Raw genomic sequence first — 17,930 nt, forward strand, 5'->3', positions numbered from 1 at the left:
GGTTTATTTTTGTATAACAACCTGTAAGTCAATAACTTACTACTCAGTAAAAATATCTTTTAGTCTCCGCTCTTCGCGCTTGCTTTGGGCGATTTGTGAACACTTTATTCACTATTTATCCCCATTCGCGTGGCAAATATAGCAACAATCCAGAAAATCAGCAAATGGAAAGGCACAAAACTTCTTATCTGATGTACAATATGCGGCTTGAAAGAGACAAGGCGTAGCATGAATAGTCAACAAGCTTTAAACAAGGTCGAGTTGGTCACCATAGATGAGGACCATTTGGGCCAGCGAATCGATAACTTTTTAGTCACTAAACTGAAAGGCGTACCTAAGAGCATGATCTATCGGATTGTGCGCAAGGGTGAGGTACGGGTCAATAAGAAACGGATTAAGCCTGAGTACAAGTTGCAAGATGGTGACGTGGTCAGGATCCCGCCTGTCAGGGTATCTAGCAACGAGGATAAGCCAGGTCCGAGTGCTAAGTTGACCAAGGTGTCTCAGTTAGAAGATCGCATCTTATTTGAAGATAAGGCGATTATTGTACTCAATAAGCCTGCAGGGATCGCCGTCCATGGTGGTAGCGGCGTCGACTTTGGTGTCATCGAAGCGATGCGCTCTCTAATGCCGCAGCAGAAGTTTCTTGAATTGGTTCACCGTCTCGATAAGGATACCTCCGGGGTCTTGCTTATTGCCAAGAAGCGCAGCGCCCTGAAACATCTACATGATCAGTTGCGTTATAAGAAGATGCAGAAAGACTACTTTGCCTTAGTGCGCGGCGAATGGCAGAGCCATGATAAAGTGGTTAATGCGCCGCTACTTAAATTAACGCTGAAGTCGGGTGAGCGTATCGTGCGGGTGAACCAAGAAGGCAAACCTTCAGAGACTCGCTTTAAGATAAAGCAGCGCTATAAGGGGGCGACCTTAGTGCAGGCCAGTCCTGTGACAGGCCGAACGCACCAGATCCGCGTACATTGCCAATATGCGGGTCATCCCATTGCCTGTGACGATAAATATAGCGAGCAAAAGTTCGATGACGCCATGCGTGAATTAGGGCTTAATCGCCTATTTTTGCACGCAGCGCAGCTTAAGTTTACCCATCCGGTGACAGAAGAGATAATGCAGGTTAAGGCGCCACTCGATACTGTATTGCAAAAGTTATTGGATAAGTTGGATAAGGCATGAAACGATACGAATTAGTCATTTTCGACTGGGATGGCACCCTAATGGATTCGGTGAGCAAGATTGTTGCCTGTATGCAGCAGACCGCCATCGAGTTGAGCATGATGGTGCCAAGCGAATCATCGATCCGCGATATTATTGGCTTGTCTATGGATGAGGCGTTAAATGTTCTGCATCCAAGTGCCTGTCAGCAGACTCGCAAAGCCATGATCGATGTTTATCGAAAGCAATATTTACAGTTGAATCAGACGCCAAGCCCAGTGTTTGAAGGGGCAGAACAGTTATTGGTAACGCTCAAAGCCTCGGGTCATCAATTAGCGGTGGCAACAGGCAAAGCTCGCGCTGGCTTAGACAGGGTGCTCAACGAGACAGGTTTCGTTGAACATTTTATGGCGAGTCGTTGTGCGGATGAAGCTAAGAGTAAGCCCCATCCGCAGATGTTGCATGAGCTACTTGAGCTCGTAGGTGTGGCACCTGAGAAGGCGGTGATGATTGGTGATTCGGTGCACGACCTCAATATGGCCAACAATGCTGGCATAGATGGTATTGGTGTAAGTTACGGTGCCCATTCGGCGCAAAAATTGAGTGAAGCTAACCCAGTAGCCATTGCGGCACGGCCATTGGAGTTGTTACCCCTTATTACGGGCCAAGCTTAGTTTAGCCGTTTCTGCTTTTTGTTTCGGTACATAGATTTGTCAGCCTGGCAGATCAGTGCCGAAACGTCTCTCTGTTCAGGATTGACCCAATGACAGCCTATACTGGCCGCAAGACGTAAGTGCTCGCTTTCATGGTATATTCCTTCATCTAGCATCTGATTGAGTTGCTGGCACAGCTGGTTTAACTGCCTGTGTTTCTCTGCACTGTCTTGTGCTTTAAAACTATGCAGGATAATAAACTCATCACCGCCGATGCGCGCTACCATCTCGGCCTGAGGACAGGCTTGCCTGAGAATCTCGGCTACCCCTTGTAATACTTTGTCCCCGATTTGATGATTGTAGTTGTCATTGATTAACTTGAAATCGTCCAAATCGAGATAGAGCACGGCTAAGCTTATTTCCTGCGGTGGAAGCTCGGGGAGTATCTCTGAAAAACGATTAAACAGGGCGAGACGGTTAGGTAATTTGGTCAGTGAGTCGTGGAGCGCCAGGTACTCACTCTTCTCTTTGGCCTTTTGCAGTTCGGTAATGTTGTGGGCAGATACTATGACCCCTTTGATTTGGCCGTTTTCATCCAGATGCGGATTATGATGCACATTTAAATATTGAGGCTCAGTATGAGAGGGTGGGTGGATTTTAGTCTGGGTGTTGACTGACTCGCCAGCCAGAGTTTTGTCCAGTAGCGGTTTTAAATAGTCATTAAAGATAGTTTTACCGTGGATCTCGCTGACATGTTTACCAATAATATCGCTGGCATCGCAGTTGAGCATATGCTCATAACCTTTAGAAACGACTAGATAGCGATAATCCTGATCGACAAAAGACATCATATGATGGGTCGAGGCGATCATCTCCTTATGCACAGATAGCTCCCTGGAGAGTAAGAGTCGTTTATATTCGATGCCGATACGCTGCGCCAATAATCTGAAAAATTCGCGGGACTTAGTATTCTCACGCTGGGGTAGGGTATCCATGACTAGAATATGTCCTATGGGGCGCCCCTCATCATCTAAGATCAACTCAGCCTGGTAGCTGACTGCGCCCAGATCTTTAATGAGTTGAAAATCGGGAAAGCGAAGAGGCAGATCGTTAGCATATAAAAGATGAGTGTTGGGATAACGCATCTCATAGATGGCTTCGCAGGGAGAGCCTTTTAAATCAAATTCAAACCCGGGAATACTTTGTTTTAGATCGCAAAAGGCGACTACTTCGATTTTTCCTCGATGAGTTGAAGGCCGGGCAAAGGCTGCCCAACGACATTGAGTGACCAAGGCAAGCGCCTTGAGAGCGCGTTGAAAGAAACGCTCATCAACACAGGGCGCGGCAAGCAGAGCCAGCGCTTCTTCAAGATCAGTCATTACAGATAACCACCCAAATAAATGACTTCCCTGTCGCTGTTTATGTTATCAAAGTGTGATAGGACACTATCAAGTTAAACAGTTTTTCCCAGTTTGTGAAGTTTGAATTTGGTGTGTTCTGCTGGATATGTCAGCTATGCCAGTGTAAATCGCTATCTAGGCATGGTTAGGTGCAGGGCTTAGCACATCCACTCCTTGTCGTTGCAGCATCTCTGTTAAGGTAATTAAAGGCAGACCCACTAAGGTATTGGGGTCGCGGCCTTCGAGACGCTCAAACAGTGCGATACCTAAGCCCTCGGATTTAAAGCTTCCGGCGCAGTATAAAGGTTGCTCTGTGTCGACGTAATAGGCTATCTGCTGCGAGTTAAGTGTTTTAAAATGCACGGTAAAGGGTTCACAGATGACCTCGCTTGCCCCTGTGGCCGCATTATACAGAGCGAGCCCTGTATAGAAGGTGATGGATTTGCCTGAGGCGCGCTCGAGTTGGGCGATTGCTCGCTCTCGTGTGAGAGGTTTACCCACAATATCGCCTTCTATCAGGGCGACCTGATCTGAGCCAATCACTAGGCCTTGCTCTCGGCCATTGGCACCGGCTCTTGCTTTGGCCAGTGCAAGTCTTTCAACTAAAGCGATTGCAGACTCTCCTTCACGGGGAGTCTCATCGACTTCTGGTGCGCAGGTATCAAACTTGATGGCGAGTTTCTCGAGTAAGGATTGACGGAAAACTGAGGTGGAGGCGAGTATGATTGCTGGTCTCATCGATTGGCCCTAAATTTCTTCTGTTATGCCCAGATTGAATGTCACAGGATAAACGTCGTTGGCAGAAAGTTTCTGGTGGCCATGATAAGCGATTTTATCCAAAAAGGGAGGTGTTAGCTAAGGCGAGTGACCTTATTATATCGGCGGGTTTGAATATCACGGGAGTCAGGTGTTTAACCCGCTTGGCTGCAGACGGGCTATATTTAAGCAAGGGTGATAAAAAGCGGGTGCTAAGGCTGCGCGAATGCTTCTATTTTAAGCGTGTGGGGCTTGAGTATCCATCGGCCCTTGGGTAAAATTTTCGTTCCAATAATTTTTGAATTAATGATGGGTTTTATCGCTTTCGTTATCGGGATCGGTAAAGGAGATAAATTTTCCTTTGACTCAGCGTAATTCAAACTATAATATGCGCGCCTTATGCAAACAGTAAAGATACCGGTTTCAATTGATCCTATACGCGCAGCGGCCAGCAAGCTTTCTTATGAAGGCGTTGTTCCCGGTGTGCAATTAAAGCGATTAAATGAGTTATGTGCCGGCGACTGTTCCGATGTGGCAGTGTCGCTTGAATGTGGTGTGGATATACAGGGGATAGTCTACCTGAAAGGGAAGGCTGTGACGGAGCTCACTCTGAATTGTCAACGTTGCATGACGCTATTTACCACTGAGGTTACGGTCGACTTTTGTTTTAGCCCTTGCGGGTCTGAGGCAGAAATCGATGAGCTCCCGGATGCGTATGACCCTATTGAGTGCAATGAGATAGGTGAAATTCGTCTGCATCAATTGATTGAAGATGAATTGATAGTAGCTATGCCTTTGATTCCTATGCATGTTGACGACAGTTGCAGCAAAGGCGATCAAGATATAGTGGTAGGCGAGATTGAACCCGCTCAAGAGGAGCGTCCAAATCCGTTTGCAGTGTTAGAAAAACTGAAGAGCAAGTAATCTAGGAGACAGGTCAAATGGCTGTACAACAGAATAAAAAATCTCGTTCAAAGCGCGGTATGCGCCGTTCACACGATGCATTGAGCACTGCTCAACTGTCTGTGGATGCAACGAGTGGTGAAATCCATCGTCGTCACAACGTGACTGCAGACGGTTTCTACCGCGGTCAAAAGGTTATCAACAAGTAATCTGTTGATAGCTAATGACTAATCTGACGCTTGCGTTAGATGCGATGGGGGGCGATTTTGGCCCCCGCATCACAGTGCCTGCAACCTTGCAGGCACTTCGCTTATACCCCTTCTTACACGTCATCATGGTGGGTGACAGGTCGCAAATCGAACCTTTACTGAGCCACCTTGAATCTGACCTGCTCTCTCGTATCGAACTCCTGCATACCACTGAAGTGGTTAAGATGAGCGATAGACCCGTGCATGCGCTGCGTAACTGTAAGCAAAGCTCAATGCGTCTGGCTATCGAATTGGTTAGAGATGAGAAAGCCCAAGCGTGTCTAAGTGCCGGCAATACGGGCGCTTTGATGGCCATCTCTAAGGTGCTGCTTAAAACCCTGCCGGGGATCGATCGTCCGGCGCTGGTGAGCTGTTTGCCTGCGGTCAACCACAAGCCTGTATATTTGCTCGATCTTGGTGCCAATGTTTCCTGTTGCTCAGAAACTCTGTTTCAGTTTGCTGTAATGGGGTCTGTGCTGTGTGAGGCGGTGGATAAAAATCCTGAGCCTAAGGTGGCCCTGCTTAATGTGGGGATTGAAGAGATCAAAGGTAACGATCAGGTACAGCAAGCGGGGCAGCTGTTACAACAAAGCCCACAGCTCAATTACGCCGGTTTTATTGAAGGCGATGATATCTATTCGGGAAATGTCGATGTGATCGTATGTGACGGTTTTGTCGGCAACATTACCCTGAAAACCTCAGAGGGGATCGCAAGACTCCTCGTACATCAGTTGAAGAAAGGCTTAACTCAAGGCTTTTTTGTACGATTAATGGCCAAGTTAATCGCGCCGCGCATTAATAGTGTTTTAAATCAGATGAACCCCGACCACTATAACGGAGCAAGTCTGATAGGATTGCGCGGCATTGTAGTAAAAAGTCATGGAAGTGCGGATGAACCTGCCTATTTACAAGCAATTAGTTTGGCAGTGACCGAAGCACAACGTCGACTCCCTAAGATGATTGAAGAACGTCTTGAGTCGATCCTTTTAGACATAAATAACTGATATCTCCTTATGTATACAAAAATTCTCGGAACTGGTAGTTATTTGCCAGCGCAAGTCCGTAGCAATCAAGATCTGGAAAAGATGGTGGATACCAATGACCAGTGGATTGTTGAACGTACCGGTATTTCAGAGCGCAGAATAGCCGCCAAAGACGAATCTGTATCAACCATGGGTTATGCCGCTGCCGTCAAGGCCCTGGAAATGGCGGGCATTGACCCGAAAGAGCTGGATATGATTGTTTGCGGTACCACGAGTGCCAGCAATGCGTTTCCTGCCGCCGCCTGTGAAATTCAGGCCATGTTAGGTGTGCATACGATCCCGGCGTTCGATGTGGCTGCGGCCTGTTCAGGCTTTGTCTATGCGTTATCTGTTGCGGATCAGTTTGTAAAAACTGGCGCCGCTAAGAAGGTGCTGGTTATCGGCGCCGATGTGCTGTCACGTTTGTGCGAGCCTGACGACCGCTCCACCATCATCCTCTTTGGTGATGGTGCCGGCGCCGCTGTGGTTGGTGCTTCTGAAGAGCCCGGTATCATCTCTACCCATATTTATGCCGATGGCCGTCAAGGTGATCTGCTTAAGTGTTCCTTCCCGCCACGTGCTGGTGAGTCCTCTGAGGCCGTAGGGTACATGACCATGAAAGGCAACGATGTCTTCAAGGTTGCCGTGACTCAACTGTCTCATGTGGTCACCGAAACGTTACGTATCAATAATGTGGAAAAATCTGAAATTGACTGGTTGGTTCCCCACCAGGCTAACTTCCGTATCATTAAGGCGACGGCCAAGAAGTTAGATATGAGTCTGGACAAGGTGGTATTGACCCTAGCTAAGCATGGTAATACCTCTGCCGCCTCAGTACCTATCGCGCTGGATGAAGCCGTGCGTGATGGTCGTATCCAACGTGGTCAACTCCTGCTGCTCGAAGCCTTTGGGGCTGGTTTTGCCTGGGGCAGTGCGCTTGTTCGTTTTTAGTCGATTTTAGTACTAGAATACATTGATTTAGCAAAGGTATATAAAAATGGAAAAGATTGCTTATGTTTTCCCTGGGCAGGGATCTCAGGCCGTAGGCATGCTTGCCGAATTGGCTGCAGAGAATGAAATTATTGGTCAAACGTTTGCCCAAGCCAGCGAAGCATTGGGTTATGACCTATGGCAACTGGTACAAGAAGGCCCAGCTGAAACTCTGAATCAAACTGATAAGACGCAGCCTGCATTGTTAACTGCCAGCGTAGCAATTTGGCGCGCGATTCAAGCTACCTCGGCGCCTCAGCCTGCAATGCTTGCCGGCCATAGCTTAGGTGAATACTCGGCATTGGTTTGCGCCGGTGTTATCGATTTCAAAGATGCCGTTAAACTGGTTGAGCTGCGTGGACAACTGATGCAACAGGCTGTGCCCGCTGGTACTGGTGCCATGTTTGCTATTATCGGCTTAGATAACGAGGCTATTGCTAAGGCGTGTGAAGACGCAGCGCAGGGCGGAGTGGTTGCACCGGTTAACTTTAATAGTCCTGGTCAGGTCGTTATTGCTGGTGAGAAGGCTGCGGTTGAGCGTGCTGCCGATGCTTGTAAGGCAGCCGGTGCCAAGATGGCTGTTGCCTTGCCGGTGAGCGTGCCATCTCATTGTGAATTAATGAAACCTGCCGCAGAGAAATTGTCTGAGGCACTAAGTGCTATCAGCTTTACAGCGCCGAGCATTCCAGTGATCAATAACGTTGATGTGGCTCAGCCAAGTGATGTTGAAGCGATCAAAGATGCCTTGGTACGTCAGCTTTACTGTCCGGTTCGCTGGTCTGAAACGGTCGAAATGATGGCCGCAGATGGCGTCAGCCAGTTGGTTGAAGTCGGTCCGGGTAAGGTATTAACAGGTCTGGCGAAAAGAATTAATCGATCGCTGAGTGCAAAAGTGGCTAATGACCCAGCCTCAGTTGCTGCACTGAGCGAATAAGGAGTAATAGATGAGTTTCAATCTAGATTTAACTGGCAAGGTTGCCTTGGTAACAGGTGCAAGCCGTGGTATTGGCCGTGCAGTTGCCGAAACCTTAGTGGAAGCAGGTGCTGTGGTTATTGGCACGGCTACCAGTGAACGCGGCGCAGCTGCGATTCAGGAATATTTGGGCGATAAAGGCCATGGATTGGTCTTAAATGTGACTGATAGCGATTCAATTGACCAATTATTTGCCTCGATCAAAGAAAAAGTCGGTGAAGTTGATATTCTAGTCAACAATGCGGGTATCACACGCGACAATCTTTTGATGCGAATGAAGGAAGATGAGTGGTTAGATATCATAGATACCAACCTGACATCTCTCTATCGCACCTCTAAACAGGTGATGCGTTCAATGATGAAGAAGCGTAGTGGCCGTATTATTAACATTGGCTCTGTTGTAGGTACAATGGGCAATGCAGGCCAAACGAACTATTGCGCAGCAAAAGCTGGTTTGATTGGATTTACAAAATCTCTTGCAAGAGAGGTTGCATCTCGTCAAATAACAGTGAATGCTATTGCTCCTGGGTTTATCCAGACAGATATGACGGATGAGCTGACGGAAGAGCAGCAAAAAGGTATTATGTCACAAGTTCCAATGGAAAGACTGGGACAGCCGCAAGAGATTGCAAATGCTGTACTGTTTTTGGCATCGGATTCAGCGGCTTACATTACAGGGGAAACTCTGCATGTAAACGGCGGCATGTACATGGTTTAAACGTTGGTTATAACAACCGACTGATTTTGATTGATTTTTGGCGTAGACTTACGTAGGTTTTGTGGTTAGACCACAAAAGTTAAGCTTGCATTGTGTGCCAAATTGAATAAACTACTCGCAATCTTACGCAAGTGCGTAATTTGAATAGGAAAGAAAACTAATGAGCAACATCGAAGAACGTGTAAAGAAAATCATTATCGAGCAACTGGGCGTTAAAGAAGAAGACGTAAAACCAGCAGCATCTTTCGTTGACGACCTAGGTGCAGATTCTCTGGACACCGTTGAGTTGGTAATGGCTCTAGAAGAAGAGTTTGACACTGAGATCCCTGATGAAGAAGCTGAAAAGATCACTACTGTTCAAGCAGCGATCGATTACGTTTCTAAGAATCAGTAATACTGAATTCTCTAAAACAGGCGGCAATTATGCCGCCTGTTTTTGTTTGCGAACTAGGAGCATTAGGGGGCGAACGCCTATCCAGTTTTCTTGTGCTATAACCTAGTAGGCCTTTTTATTTCGGTCTCAAAGGAGACCTTCATCTCATTTTAGTCAAAGGTGAAAACGTGTCTAAACGTCGTGTAGTCGTTACAGGTATTGGTCTGGTCACGCCTGTGGGCAATACCGTAGAGGCGTCCTGGAAAGCACTGCTTGCAGGACAAAGCGGTATCGCACCAATAACCAAATTTGATGCCAGCGAGTTTTCAACTCGTTTTAGCGGTTCAGTCAAAGATTTTGATGTTGAGCAGTACCTACCTAAGAAAGAGGCCCGTAAGATGGATCTCTTTATTCAATACGGTATGGCGGCTGGTATTCAAGCCATTGAAGATGCCGGACTGAATATGGAAGTAGAAGACCCTGCTCGGGTCGGTACCGCTATCGGCGCGGGTATGGGTGGCATGCCGCTCATCGAGGCGGCTCATTCTGCCTTGTTAAAAGGCGGTCCACGCAAAATCTCTCCCTTTTTCGTCCCTAGTACCATCATCAATATGATCGCGGGTCATCTTTCGATCAAATATGGTATGACTGGCCCTAATTTTGCGGTGACCACAGCCTGTACTACAGGTGTGCACAACATAGGATTTGCAGCACGTACCATCGCCTATGGTGATGCGGACGTGATGATTGCTGGTGGCGCCGAAGATGTGACTTGTCCGCTAGCGGTGGGTGGCTTTGGTTCTGCCAAGGCGCTGTCTACCCGTAATGATGATCCGCTTGCGGCGAGTCGTCCCTGGGATAAAGACAGAGATGGTTTCGTCATCGGCGACGGTGCGGGCATCATGGTGATGGAAGAGTACGAGCACGCTAAGGCGCGCGGCGCGACTATCTATGGCGAGCTCGTAGGTTTTGGTATGAGTGGTGATGCGTTCCACATGACGTCTCCACCGGCAGATGGTGCAGGTGCCGCCGCTGCGATGGAAAATGCCATTAAAGATGCGGGCATCGAAAAGCAACGTGTAGGTTATATCAATGCTCATGGCACATCGACACCCGCCGGCGATAAGGCTGAAGCCTCAGCGGTGAAGAGTGTATTTGGCGATCATGCCTACAACTTGTTGGTGAGCTCTACCAAGTCGATGACAGGACACCTGTTAGGGGCAGCAGGCTCAGTCGAAGCGATTATCACCTTGCTTGCGCTGCGCGATCAGATTATTCCGCCAACAATTAACCTGGATAATCCAGATGAAGGCTGTGATCTTGATTTTGTACCTCACACGGCTCGAGCTCATCAGTTTGATTACGCACTGTGCAACTCATTTGGTTTTGGCGGTACAAATGGCTCACTCCTGTTTAAACGCGGTGAGTAAAAGCTAGCAGTAATTAGAAAAAGCACCTTAATGGTGCTTTTTTTATGTTTGAATTAAGCCCAAATTACGCGTCGATGAAGCTTTATTCATCTCTCTTGGCAGCACTTAAAACTGGGCAGATAATCCGGCTCTATTCACTTCACTTTGTTGGTGCTAATGTGTTAAATCCCGTCGTTGTTCCCTTACTGCCTATTGTTGGTTTGTTAACCGCTAATTTGAATGCCTTGATCCGTGGTGAGCAGAAGTTAAGTATCCTTATTGGTTTAAAGACGTTAGTCGCCGCGGCTTGCGCCTTTGCCTGTGTTTGGTTTGCGCTGCTGATCACTGCCATTTATGGCGGGGGAGAGAGCGACTCATTTGCCGGGATCGAGGTGCTAATGTTTTTCGCACTGGGTTTCTTGCTTTATCGGTTTGTCGATCTGTCTCGTTTACTAGGCGCAAGTGCGCAGGTTTGGCTGTATCGGTTGAGCTTGCCTTTGATTGTGATGGCATGTCTTGGCGTGATTAACTGGGGCTAATCAGTGAGTAGCGTGATTCTTCGTTACTATCTCAGCCTGCTTTGCAGTACACTTTAGATTCACTATTTAGAATGAGGCGACAAGCAATGGCAGGACAAGATAGAGAGATCACTTTACGATTTCTGGCCGAACCAGCCGATGTCAATTTTGGTGGCAAGGTCCATGGTGGCGCTGTGATGAAATGGATCGACTTGGCGGCTTATGCCTGCGCCGCTGGATGGAGTGGCAAGTATTGTATTACCGCCTATGCCGGCGGCATACGCTTCATAAAGCCTATTCATGTCGGCAATATCGTAGAGGTGAGCGCTAAGGTTGTCTATACCGGTCGCACCTCTATGCATCTGGGAATAGATGTAAAGGCTGGCGATCCTAAACACGCTGATCGTCACCTCACCACGCACTGCATAGTGATCATGGTGGCGGTAGATGATGAGGGTCACCCTACGCCAGTGCCAGAATGGGTGCCTGTCACAGAGGAGGATAAGTTGATGCGAGATTCGGCCATCCGTCTGATGGATATGCGTAAGAGGATTGGCACTGAGATGGAAGCTCATCTCAAGCCTTAATCTGTCTGGTCGCGTCTATCACTTAGGGCAGTCTTTCGATAGACGCTGCTAGCGTCCTCAGCCATAGTGATTCCTCCTATTTTTTCGCTTTGGACGATGAAGCTTAGCGTTTGTACATGCTTGAATATTGTACTAAGGAATCGACATCTGCAATTTGTGTCAGTGTGTTGATGCAGCGGCGTTTTGTTTAAAAGCTTTAACAGAAGAAAGCTTTATCCGATTGTTGATTGCTTAAGAGTACAGATGCGGCGCCCTAGTGAAAAATTCGAATCTATCGTTTAGCATGTGGCACAATATGCCCCGTGTTTACAGCCCACAAGGCCTTGTACCCCCAAATAAAACCTTTCTTCAAGAAGGTGAATAAACAGTATTAATTAATAAAGAGATAGGACAGAAGATGGCAAAGGTAGCATTTTTAGGATTAGGCGTGATGGGATACCCTATGGCGGGTCATCTGGTGAAGCACGGTCATGAGGTTACTGTCTATAATCGCACCCAGACCAAGGCACAAGCTTGGTGTGATACTTATGGTGGTAACTGGTGCGCAACCCCCTTTGAAGCCGCCAAGGGGCAAGACTTTGTGTTTGTCTGTGTCGGTAACGATGACGATCTACGCTCCGTCGTCTTGGGTGATACCGGCGCTTTAGCCGCCATGGCACAGGGCAGTATCTTAGTTGATCATACAACGGCTTCTGCCGATGTCGCCCGGGAGTTAGGCGCCGCAGCGAAGGCTCAAGGCGTTGGTTTCATCGATGCGCCAGTATCCGGTGGTCAGGCTGGAGCTGAAAATGGTGTGTTAACCGTGATGGTGGGCGGTGAGGTTCAAACCTTTGAGGCTGCCAAGCCGGTAATGCAAGCCTATGCTCGTTGCGCCGAGTTGCTGGGCGAGGTGGGCAGTGGTCAGCTCACCAAGATGGTAAATCAGATCTGTATTGCCGGTGTGGTGCAGGGGTTGGCAGAAGGTTTACATTTTGCTCGTAGTGCCGGTCTTGACGGTGAAAAAGTGGTCGAAGTGATCAGCAAAGGGGCCGCTCAATCCTGGCAGATGGAGAATCGCTATCAAACCATGTGGCAGGGACAATATGATTTTGGCTTTGCAGTGGACTGGATGCGTAAAGATTTGGGCATCGCTCTGGATGAAGCGCGCCGCAATGGTTCACATCTGCCATTGACCGCCTTAGTGGATCAATTCTATAGCGAAGTGCAGGCTCAAGGTGGTCAGCGCTGGGATACTTCGAGTCTCCTGGCGCGTTTAGAAAAGAGCCGAGGCTAAGACACAAAAAAAGGACTGCTAGGCAGTCCTTTTTTTGTGAGTTTAATCTGAGCCTCGGTAAGCGGGTAGGCACTTGTCGATTAAACCGGATCGACCATGATATGTTCAAGCTCAACCGCCGCGACCGCGTGCAAGGCATCCATGGTTGCACCCACTAGGGAGATCTTACCTTGGCTGGACTCGATCAGTACGGCGCGATTGATCTCGCTGAAATCACGGTTATGTCTGGCCATGGCTGATAACGCCATCTGCATGGGGAGCATGGAAGGGTTAAACGCTGCATTTTCCGCATACCGGCCGCAGAAGGTGGCTCCGTCTCGGGTTTCTAACACTACGGCGGCATAGCTTTGGCTGTATGGGGCGTAGCTGAGACTCAAGTGGTCCAGCGCCTCGATGATCATAGGATCTGAACTTTCCAGGGCAAACTCATGCTGCTGTTTTGACAGTAAGGGAGTCTTAATATTCAGATCGCTTGGCCCAAAAGCATAGGGTAGATAGTGAGATAAAGGTTGAGTTGCTTGCTCTGGCAGGTGGATCTTAATGGCTTGACCTTGAACCAACTCGTTCATAAATTGGCGGCAGTGTCCGCAAGGCGAGGCGTTGACTATGATATCTTTAATACCCGTTTCACCGCTTAGCCAGGCGTGACTGATAGCGCTTTGCTCGGCGTGTACGCTATGAAAGAGTGCCTCACCATCCAACTCCAGGTTAGCACCCATATAGATATCACCGCTAGCTCCCTTGGCGATGGCGCCCACATAAAACTCACTGATGGGAGGTCTTGCCAATGCTGCGGCTACGGGCAAGATGGCAAGCAGTAACTCATCGTGCGACATATTGGCGGCTTTGGCTAAGTCGTCGACTTGCTGGGCATCCATGTGGCCGACAAAGTCCTGATTCAATAAAGGGACTAAATGATCTGCCAAAGGTTGTGGCAGTTGAGCTATGCAGTGAACAAATCTATCTTGCATGAGCTTGATCCTTAAATTGTTAAGCTATTGGAAAATCATTTTAGTAACTAAGTTACCATGATAACGGGATCTTACTCCCATTTCGACCGCTGTTTCCCTTAAAGATTGCTAAGATAATGACATAACGCCGTCAATAATTTTTGCTTTTCTTCATCTGACTCAGTGTCATTGACTAAGGTCTCCAGCTTTATCATATAGTCTGGATCATTTAAGCGCGCCTGACAGAATGTTCGCCAGCGTCTCTGCTCGGTATCATCCAGGGTTTCAGGGTAGTTGCGTGCCCGATAACGAAACAGCATTTCAGGTAATCTGGGATCGTCAAATTGCAGTTCCAGTGCCGCCAGGTGTTGGGGGGCTGTATGGCGTATGATCTCCATCTTGCTCTTATCTGCATGGCTGAAGAAGCCGCCGCTATAGAGCTGCAAGTCGGGATCGCTGCTTGCATTTTCATGTTCGATGTCAAAGACGGCGACCAGTTTCTCTCGGATCTCGGGATGTTGACGCAGGCGCTTGTATTGCTCGCGAGCGAAATCTTTATCTATCGCTAAACGCTCTGCGTTTTCATCTGTTAGCGTCTTGGCGGATGCTATGAACGGACATTTATTGATATGCAATTGCTTTAAGCCTACGGGCAACTCGTCGGTGGCCAAGTCGGCCCTTGGCGTGTACATGCGCTCACGAATTTCAGCGGCGCTGAGTTCAAGCAGCGGCGTGATGTCCATAGCAAGGTTGACACAGATGATGGCATTTTTATTGGTGCTATGGTGTGCAACAGGAGCAATAAGTGTGGTGCAACCGTTAAGGGCGCTTATCTTTGAGCTCACATGCACTAAGGGTTGCATATTGAGTACGTCAATATGCTTGCTGACTTCGTTCTTCTTACGCAGATTAAAGTAATAGTCGAATAGCTTAGGTTGCTGCTGCTTAACCAGTTTCGCCATGGCAATGGTGGCGTAGACATCCGACATGGCGTCATGGGCTTTTTCATGGCTGAGGTTATTGGCCTTTGTCAGCAGCTCTAGTTTAAAACTTGGGCTGCCATCCTCTTTTTCGGGCCAGACAATACCTTGTGGTCTTAAGGCGTAACAGGCGCGTACTAAATCTATGATATCCCACCGGCTGTTGCCGTTTTGCCATTCGCGCGCATAGGGATCATAAAAATTTCGATAGAAGCCATAGCGGGTCACCTCATCGTCAAATCTTAACGAGTTGTAACCTGCTACACAGGTGTTGGGCTCAGTAAAGAGGGCGTGGATCTTTGCCATAAACTCAGCTTCTGGCATGCCTTTCAGGTTTGCCAGCTGTGGAGTGATCCCTGTGATTAAGATAGCTTCAGGGGAGGGCAGATAGTCGCTGGCCAATTTGCAATAAAAGGTTTCAGGTTCTGAGATGATGTTGAGATCCATGTCAGTGCGGATACCGGCAAACTGCGAGGGTCTGTCCTTGGCCGGGTTGGCACCGAAAGTTTCATAATCGTGCCAAAAGATGCTGGGTGATTGATTCGCTGGCATAGAGTAAGGCTAGAGTGTGATTAGTGGCACTTATCATAGCACCCTGATTTATGCCTGCACTAGTTTAACGGGTTATTTGCCCTATTTGATTGAAATAACGTCACTTTGAAGTTGGCAGTCACTTGGCTAGCCAGTTACAATGGTCGGCTAATGAGGAATAACCCATGTTTGAACCACTACTCACGCAGCCGCAATTTATCGAACTGACGCAGACGAGCCAGTTACATCTCCGTTTACGTGAGCCAGTGAGCGATTTCAGCTTGCAGCAGACGATGGGAGGGCACTTACTCGAGTGCGTGATTAGCCAAACCTCGCAAGGGGCAAGTGCATTGATTGTCAGGGCGCATCCCTATTTAACTTGCGACTCGATATCAGATAAGGCTCCCACCTTCGATGCTGGTGTTGTGTCAGAACCCCTGCCTCGTGCACATGGTCAAGGCTGGCGTTTGTTTAGCGCCATCGGTATGTCGCCTGTCATGTGTGCAGAGATGTTGCGCGCGGGGCTAACTATTGGCGTAGAGCAGATCAATCAGGAAGTCATCTTTCACCCTCAATTTGATCATAAATGGCTCTTGGTTCCATTAGAGCGTGATCTACGTTTATTTGGGGGCCCAAGAGAGTTACGCCGCGCTAATGCTGTGTTGGCTAGATGCCAGGACCATACCCTGTCGGCCGAGGGCCTGCTGTTGGAAATCGGTGAGATTGAACAGGTCAGACAGGAGCTGGCGCACTATGCTAATCATAACAGTGTTAAGCAACACGGCGTAATGTTGAGCGAAGTGACCAACGTGGATGGACAGTTGCTGCGTAAGAAGCAACTCTTGTCCCATCGTTACTATCAAAGCGTGCAACGACCTAATTGGCAAGATGCCGCTAATCAGCAAGAGGACCTGGATACTCTAAAGCGTAAGCTTGAGTCATACCAACTTCTCGCCCCGCCCGAGCTAAACCTGATGGTTGAGCAGATGTTTTTAGAAGACTAGCTTGGGGCTTTAGGGTCAAACAAGCTTTGGAAGAGTGAATGAATTACCTTTGTCCTATATGTCGGTGCCCGCTTTCGCTTATGGAGCGCACCTGGTGCTGTGAGGCAAACCACAGGTTTGATTGCGCTAAAGAGGGCTATGTTAATCTCTTGCCGGTGCAAAAAAAGCGTTCAAAAGATCCTGGTGACAACAAAGAGATGATGTTCGCCCGACGCGAATTTTTGAATAAGGGGTATTATCAGGCCATGAGTGATAGGGTGAATGCTCTGGCTCTTGAATATGCCGACGATACGCGGCATGGGTTGGATATCGGCTGTGGTGAAGGCTATTACTCTCACCGCCTGCACCAGGTGATGACGGCTGAGCATGAGTTTGATTTGCAGGGATTGGATATTTCCAAGTCGGCGCTAAAATATGCTGCCAAGCGCTATCCTCAGATAGGTTTTTGTGTTGCCAGTAGTTATGAAATGCCCTTTGCCGATCAGAGTTTCGATTTTATGCTGCGTATCTATGCGCCATCGCAAGATCAGGAACTAAGGCGCGTGGCCAAACCGGGCGCCATATTAATTACGGTGGCCGCAGGACCGCAGCATCATTTTGCTTTGAAGCGGGTGATTTATGATACACCAAGGGAAAATCCCGAGGTGGATAGCCAGATTGAGGGATTTGAGCGACTTCACAGCGAGCGGCTGACCCAGGAAATGACCATTTCCCAAGGGGAGGATATTGGCCATTTTTTAGCGATGACCCCATATCACTGGAAATTTACTGCGGCTCAAAAGCAGGCATTAATCGCCGCGCCTTTAACCTGTGAGCTCGACTTTAAGCTTGAGGTCTTTCGTGCCTGCTAGCTGGTTAATCATTGTTTCATTTGTCTATTTTTATCCGCTTAAAAAAAATTAGTGTTTTTATACGACTTTTAAGATGAATTTTTTCTAACAACTGACAGATATGTAAGTAAAAAATAGGATTTAGCCCTTTGAATGTTTGTTGACATACGGTCAGAATGATTTATAGTGAACTCAGCTTGAAGGTTGGGCTTAACTTTATGTGTTCAATACGACCAGTTCGTCCTGTTAACATAAGTAATACCGGCATTTTCCAGCTCTACTGCCGTTTAAGGCTTTATTTTATTTAGTTACAGGATTTATATCATGTCTCAAGTTACTGGCGTTGTTAAGTGGTTCAACTCTGACAAAGGTTTTGGTTTTATCGAGCAAGAGTCTGGCCCAGACGTTTTCGTACACTTCCGTGCGATCAACTCTGACGGTTTCAAAACTCTAGACGAAGGTCAGAAAGTGCAGTTCACTGTGACTCAAGGTCAAAAAGGTCCACAAGCTGAGAACGTAACTGTTATCTAAGCTGACCTTTAAGTAGCCAAGCGCTACTTAACAACAGAATTCCAAGAGCTGTGATTTTTATCACAGCTCTTTTTTTGTCTGCAATTGACCTAAAGGTCTAGCATCTAGCTATAA

General features: G+C 47.9%; 20 protein-coding genes. 16 read left to right on the plus strand and 4 right to left on the minus strand.

Features of this window, described 5'->3' with window-relative positions:
- Positions 1-228: 228 nt before the first annotated feature.
- Both rluC and L2712_RS11715 read left to right on the plus strand, forming a co-directional pair.
- A complete protein-coding gene (rluC, locus tag L2712_RS11710) occupies positions 229-1,188 on the plus strand; it encodes a 23S rRNA pseudouridine(955/2504/2580) synthase RluC (protein WP_248977875.1) in 960 nt (319 codons plus the stop codon).
- A complete protein-coding gene (locus tag L2712_RS11715) occupies positions 1,185-1,841 on the plus strand; it encodes an HAD family hydrolase (protein ID WP_033539563.1) in 657 nt (218 codons plus the stop codon). Before rluC ends, L2712_RS11715 begins: the two co-directional genes overlap by 4 nt.
- Here L2712_RS11715 and L2712_RS11720 read toward each other — a convergent pair.
- Both L2712_RS11720 and L2712_RS11725 read right to left on the minus strand, forming a co-directional pair.
- On the minus strand, positions 1,838-3,199 hold the full coding sequence (locus L2712_RS11720; protein ID WP_248977876.1) for a sensor domain-containing diguanylate cyclase: 1,362 nt from the start codon (positions 3,197-3,199) through the stop codon (positions 1,838-1,840). The genes L2712_RS11715 and L2712_RS11720 overlap by 4 nt on opposite strands.
- Before the next feature lie 156 nt (positions 3,200-3,355).
- Positions 3,356-3,958 carry a Maf family protein gene (locus tag L2712_RS11725; protein ID WP_248977877.1) on the minus strand — a complete coding sequence of 201 codons (603 nt, stop codon included), beginning with the start codon at positions 3,956-3,958 and terminating at the stop codon, positions 3,356-3,358.
- 417 nt (positions 3,959-4,375) lie between these two features.
- On the opposite strand from L2712_RS11725, the gene yceD reads away from it, so the two are divergent.
- From yceD to L2712_RS11780, 11 genes are all read left to right on the plus strand, one after another.
- Positions 4,376-4,900: a 23S rRNA accumulation protein YceD gene (gene yceD / locus L2712_RS11730; RefSeq protein WP_033539567.1), complete on the plus strand. Its 525-nt coding sequence runs from the start codon at positions 4,376-4,378 to the stop codon at positions 4,898-4,900.
- Between the two features lie 17 nt (positions 4,901-4,917).
- Positions 4,918-5,088 (plus strand): 50S ribosomal protein L32, encoded by a 171-nt coding sequence (gene rpmF / locus L2712_RS11735; RefSeq protein WP_033539568.1) that lies wholly within the window; start codon positions 4,918-4,920, stop codon positions 5,086-5,088.
- A gap of 14 nt (positions 5,089-5,102) precedes the next feature.
- Positions 5,103-6,131: a phosphate acyltransferase PlsX gene (gene plsX / locus L2712_RS11740; protein ID WP_248977878.1), complete on the plus strand. Its 1,029-nt coding sequence runs from the start codon at positions 5,103-5,105 to the stop codon at positions 6,129-6,131.
- Between the two features lie 9 nt (positions 6,132-6,140).
- Complete coding sequence (locus L2712_RS11745) at positions 6,141-7,100, plus strand: beta-ketoacyl-ACP synthase III (protein ID WP_088904860.1); 960 nt, start codon at positions 6,141-6,143, stop codon at positions 7,098-7,100.
- 46 nt (positions 7,101-7,146) lie between these two features.
- Positions 7,147-8,073, plus strand: coding sequence for an ACP S-malonyltransferase (gene fabD / locus L2712_RS11750; protein ID WP_033539571.1), 927 nt, complete (start codon positions 7,147-7,149; stop codon positions 8,071-8,073).
- A 10-nt stretch (positions 8,074-8,083) separates the two neighbouring features.
- Positions 8,084-8,830, plus strand: coding sequence for a 3-oxoacyl-ACP reductase FabG (fabG, locus tag L2712_RS11755; RefSeq protein ID WP_033539572.1), 747 nt, complete (start codon positions 8,084-8,086; stop codon positions 8,828-8,830).
- A gap of 160 nt (positions 8,831-8,990) precedes the next feature.
- Positions 8,991-9,224, plus strand: coding sequence for an acyl carrier protein (gene acpP, locus L2712_RS11760; RefSeq protein WP_011865403.1), 234 nt, complete (start codon positions 8,991-8,993; stop codon positions 9,222-9,224).
- Between the two features lie 167 nt (positions 9,225-9,391).
- Positions 9,392-10,633 carry a beta-ketoacyl-ACP synthase II gene (gene fabF, locus L2712_RS11765; protein ID WP_088904859.1) on the plus strand — a complete coding sequence of 414 codons (1,242 nt, stop codon included), beginning with the start codon at positions 9,392-9,394 and terminating at the stop codon, positions 10,631-10,633.
- A gap of 44 nt (positions 10,634-10,677) precedes the next feature.
- Positions 10,678-11,151 (plus strand): hypothetical protein, encoded by a 474-nt coding sequence (locus tag L2712_RS11770; protein WP_248977879.1) that lies wholly within the window; start codon positions 10,678-10,680, stop codon positions 11,149-11,151.
- Between the two features lie 86 nt (positions 11,152-11,237).
- Positions 11,238-11,717 (plus strand): acyl-CoA thioesterase, encoded by a 480-nt coding sequence (locus L2712_RS11775; RefSeq protein ID WP_248977880.1) that lies wholly within the window; start codon positions 11,238-11,240, stop codon positions 11,715-11,717.
- A gap of 397 nt (positions 11,718-12,114) precedes the next feature.
- Entirely contained in the window at positions 12,115-12,990 is an 876-nt protein-coding gene (locus L2712_RS11780; protein ID WP_248977881.1) for an NAD(P)-dependent oxidoreductase, read from the plus strand.
- Positions 12,991-13,070: 80 nt separating this feature from the next.
- Here the strand turns inward: L2712_RS11780 and cdd are convergent, their stop codons facing one another.
- A complete protein-coding gene (gene cdd / locus L2712_RS11785; RefSeq protein ID WP_033539576.1) occupies positions 13,071-13,961 on the minus strand; it encodes a cytidine deaminase in 891 nt (296 codons plus the stop codon).
- A 98-nt stretch (positions 13,962-14,059) separates the two neighbouring features.
- On the minus strand, positions 14,060-15,472 hold the full coding sequence (sbcB, locus tag L2712_RS11790) for an exodeoxyribonuclease I (protein ID WP_248977882.1): 1,413 nt from the start codon (positions 15,470-15,472) through the stop codon (positions 14,060-14,062).
- Positions 15,473-15,636: 164 nt separating this feature from the next.
- Here sbcB and L2712_RS11795 point away from each other — a divergent pair, with 164 nt between their 5' ends.
- From L2712_RS11795 to L2712_RS11805, 3 genes are all read left to right on the plus strand, one after another.
- On the plus strand, positions 15,637-16,455 hold the full coding sequence (locus tag L2712_RS11795; RefSeq protein ID WP_248977883.1) for a hypothetical protein: 819 nt from the start codon (positions 15,637-15,639) through the stop codon (positions 16,453-16,455).
- A 38-nt stretch (positions 16,456-16,493) separates the two neighbouring features.
- Positions 16,494-17,306, plus strand: coding sequence for a 23S rRNA (guanine(745)-N(1))-methyltransferase (gene rlmA / locus L2712_RS11800; RefSeq protein WP_248977884.1), 813 nt, complete (start codon positions 16,494-16,496; stop codon positions 17,304-17,306).
- A 303-nt stretch (positions 17,307-17,609) separates the two neighbouring features.
- Positions 17,610-17,816: a cold-shock protein gene (locus L2712_RS11805; protein ID WP_011865413.1), complete on the plus strand. Its 207-nt coding sequence runs from the start codon at positions 17,610-17,612 to the stop codon at positions 17,814-17,816.
- Positions 17,817-17,930: the final 114 nt, after the last annotated feature.

The organism is Shewanella marisflavi, assembly GCF_023283925.1.
GTDB classification, from domain to species: Bacteria; Pseudomonadota; Gammaproteobacteria; order Enterobacterales; family Shewanellaceae; genus Shewanella; species Shewanella marisflavi.

Coding starts and splice junctions, on each gene's coding strand:
- fabG (WP_033539572.1), top strand. CDS start 8,084: ATGAGTTTCAATCTAGATTTAACTGGCAAGGTTGCCTTGGTAACAGGT.
- L2712_RS11805 (WP_011865413.1), top strand. CDS start 17,610: ATGTCTCAAGTTACTGGCGTTGTTAAGTGGTTCAACTCTGACAAAGGT.
- L2712_RS11745 (WP_088904860.1), top strand. CDS start 6,141: ATGTATACAAAAATTCTCGGAACTGGTAGTTATTTGCCAGCGCAAGTC.
- yceD (WP_033539567.1), top strand. CDS start 4,376: ATGCAAACAGTAAAGATACCGGTTTCAATTGATCCTATACGCGCAGCG.
- L2712_RS11770 (WP_248977879.1), top strand. CDS start 10,678: ATGTTTGAATTAAGCCCAAATTACGCGTCGATGAAGCTTTATTCATCT.
- rluC (WP_248977875.1), top strand. CDS start 229: ATGAATAGTCAACAAGCTTTAAACAAGGTCGAGTTGGTCACCATAGAT.
- L2712_RS11795 (WP_248977883.1), top strand. CDS start 15,637: ATGTTTGAACCACTACTCACGCAGCCGCAATTTATCGAACTGACGCAG.
- fabD (WP_033539571.1), top strand. CDS start 7,147: ATGGAAAAGATTGCTTATGTTTTCCCTGGGCAGGGATCTCAGGCCGTA.
- plsX (WP_248977878.1), top strand. CDS start 5,103: ATGACTAATCTGACGCTTGCGTTAGATGCGATGGGGGGCGATTTTGGC.
- cdd (WP_033539576.1), bottom strand. CDS start 13,961: ATGCAAGATAGATTTGTTCACTGCATAGCTCAACTGCCACAACCTTTG.
- L2712_RS11715 (WP_033539563.1), top strand. CDS start 1,185: ATGAAACGATACGAATTAGTCATTTTCGACTGGGATGGCACCCTAATG.
- rlmA (WP_248977884.1), top strand. CDS start 16,494: ATGAATTACCTTTGTCCTATATGTCGGTGCCCGCTTTCGCTTATGGAG.
- acpP (WP_011865403.1), top strand. CDS start 8,991: ATGAGCAACATCGAAGAACGTGTAAAGAAAATCATTATCGAGCAACTG.
- L2712_RS11780 (WP_248977881.1), top strand. CDS start 12,115: ATGGCAAAGGTAGCATTTTTAGGATTAGGCGTGATGGGATACCCTATG.
- L2712_RS11725 (WP_248977877.1), bottom strand. CDS start 3,958: ATGAGACCAGCAATCATACTCGCCTCCACCTCAGTTTTCCGTCAATCC.
- L2712_RS11775 (WP_248977880.1), top strand. CDS start 11,238: ATGGCAGGACAAGATAGAGAGATCACTTTACGATTTCTGGCCGAACCA.
- sbcB (WP_248977882.1), bottom strand. CDS start 15,472: ATGCCAGCGAATCAATCACCCAGCATCTTTTGGCACGATTATGAAACT.
- rpmF (WP_033539568.1), top strand. CDS start 4,918: ATGGCTGTACAACAGAATAAAAAATCTCGTTCAAAGCGCGGTATGCGC.
- L2712_RS11720 (WP_248977876.1), bottom strand. CDS start 3,199: ATGACTGATCTTGAAGAAGCGCTGGCTCTGCTTGCCGCGCCCTGTGTT.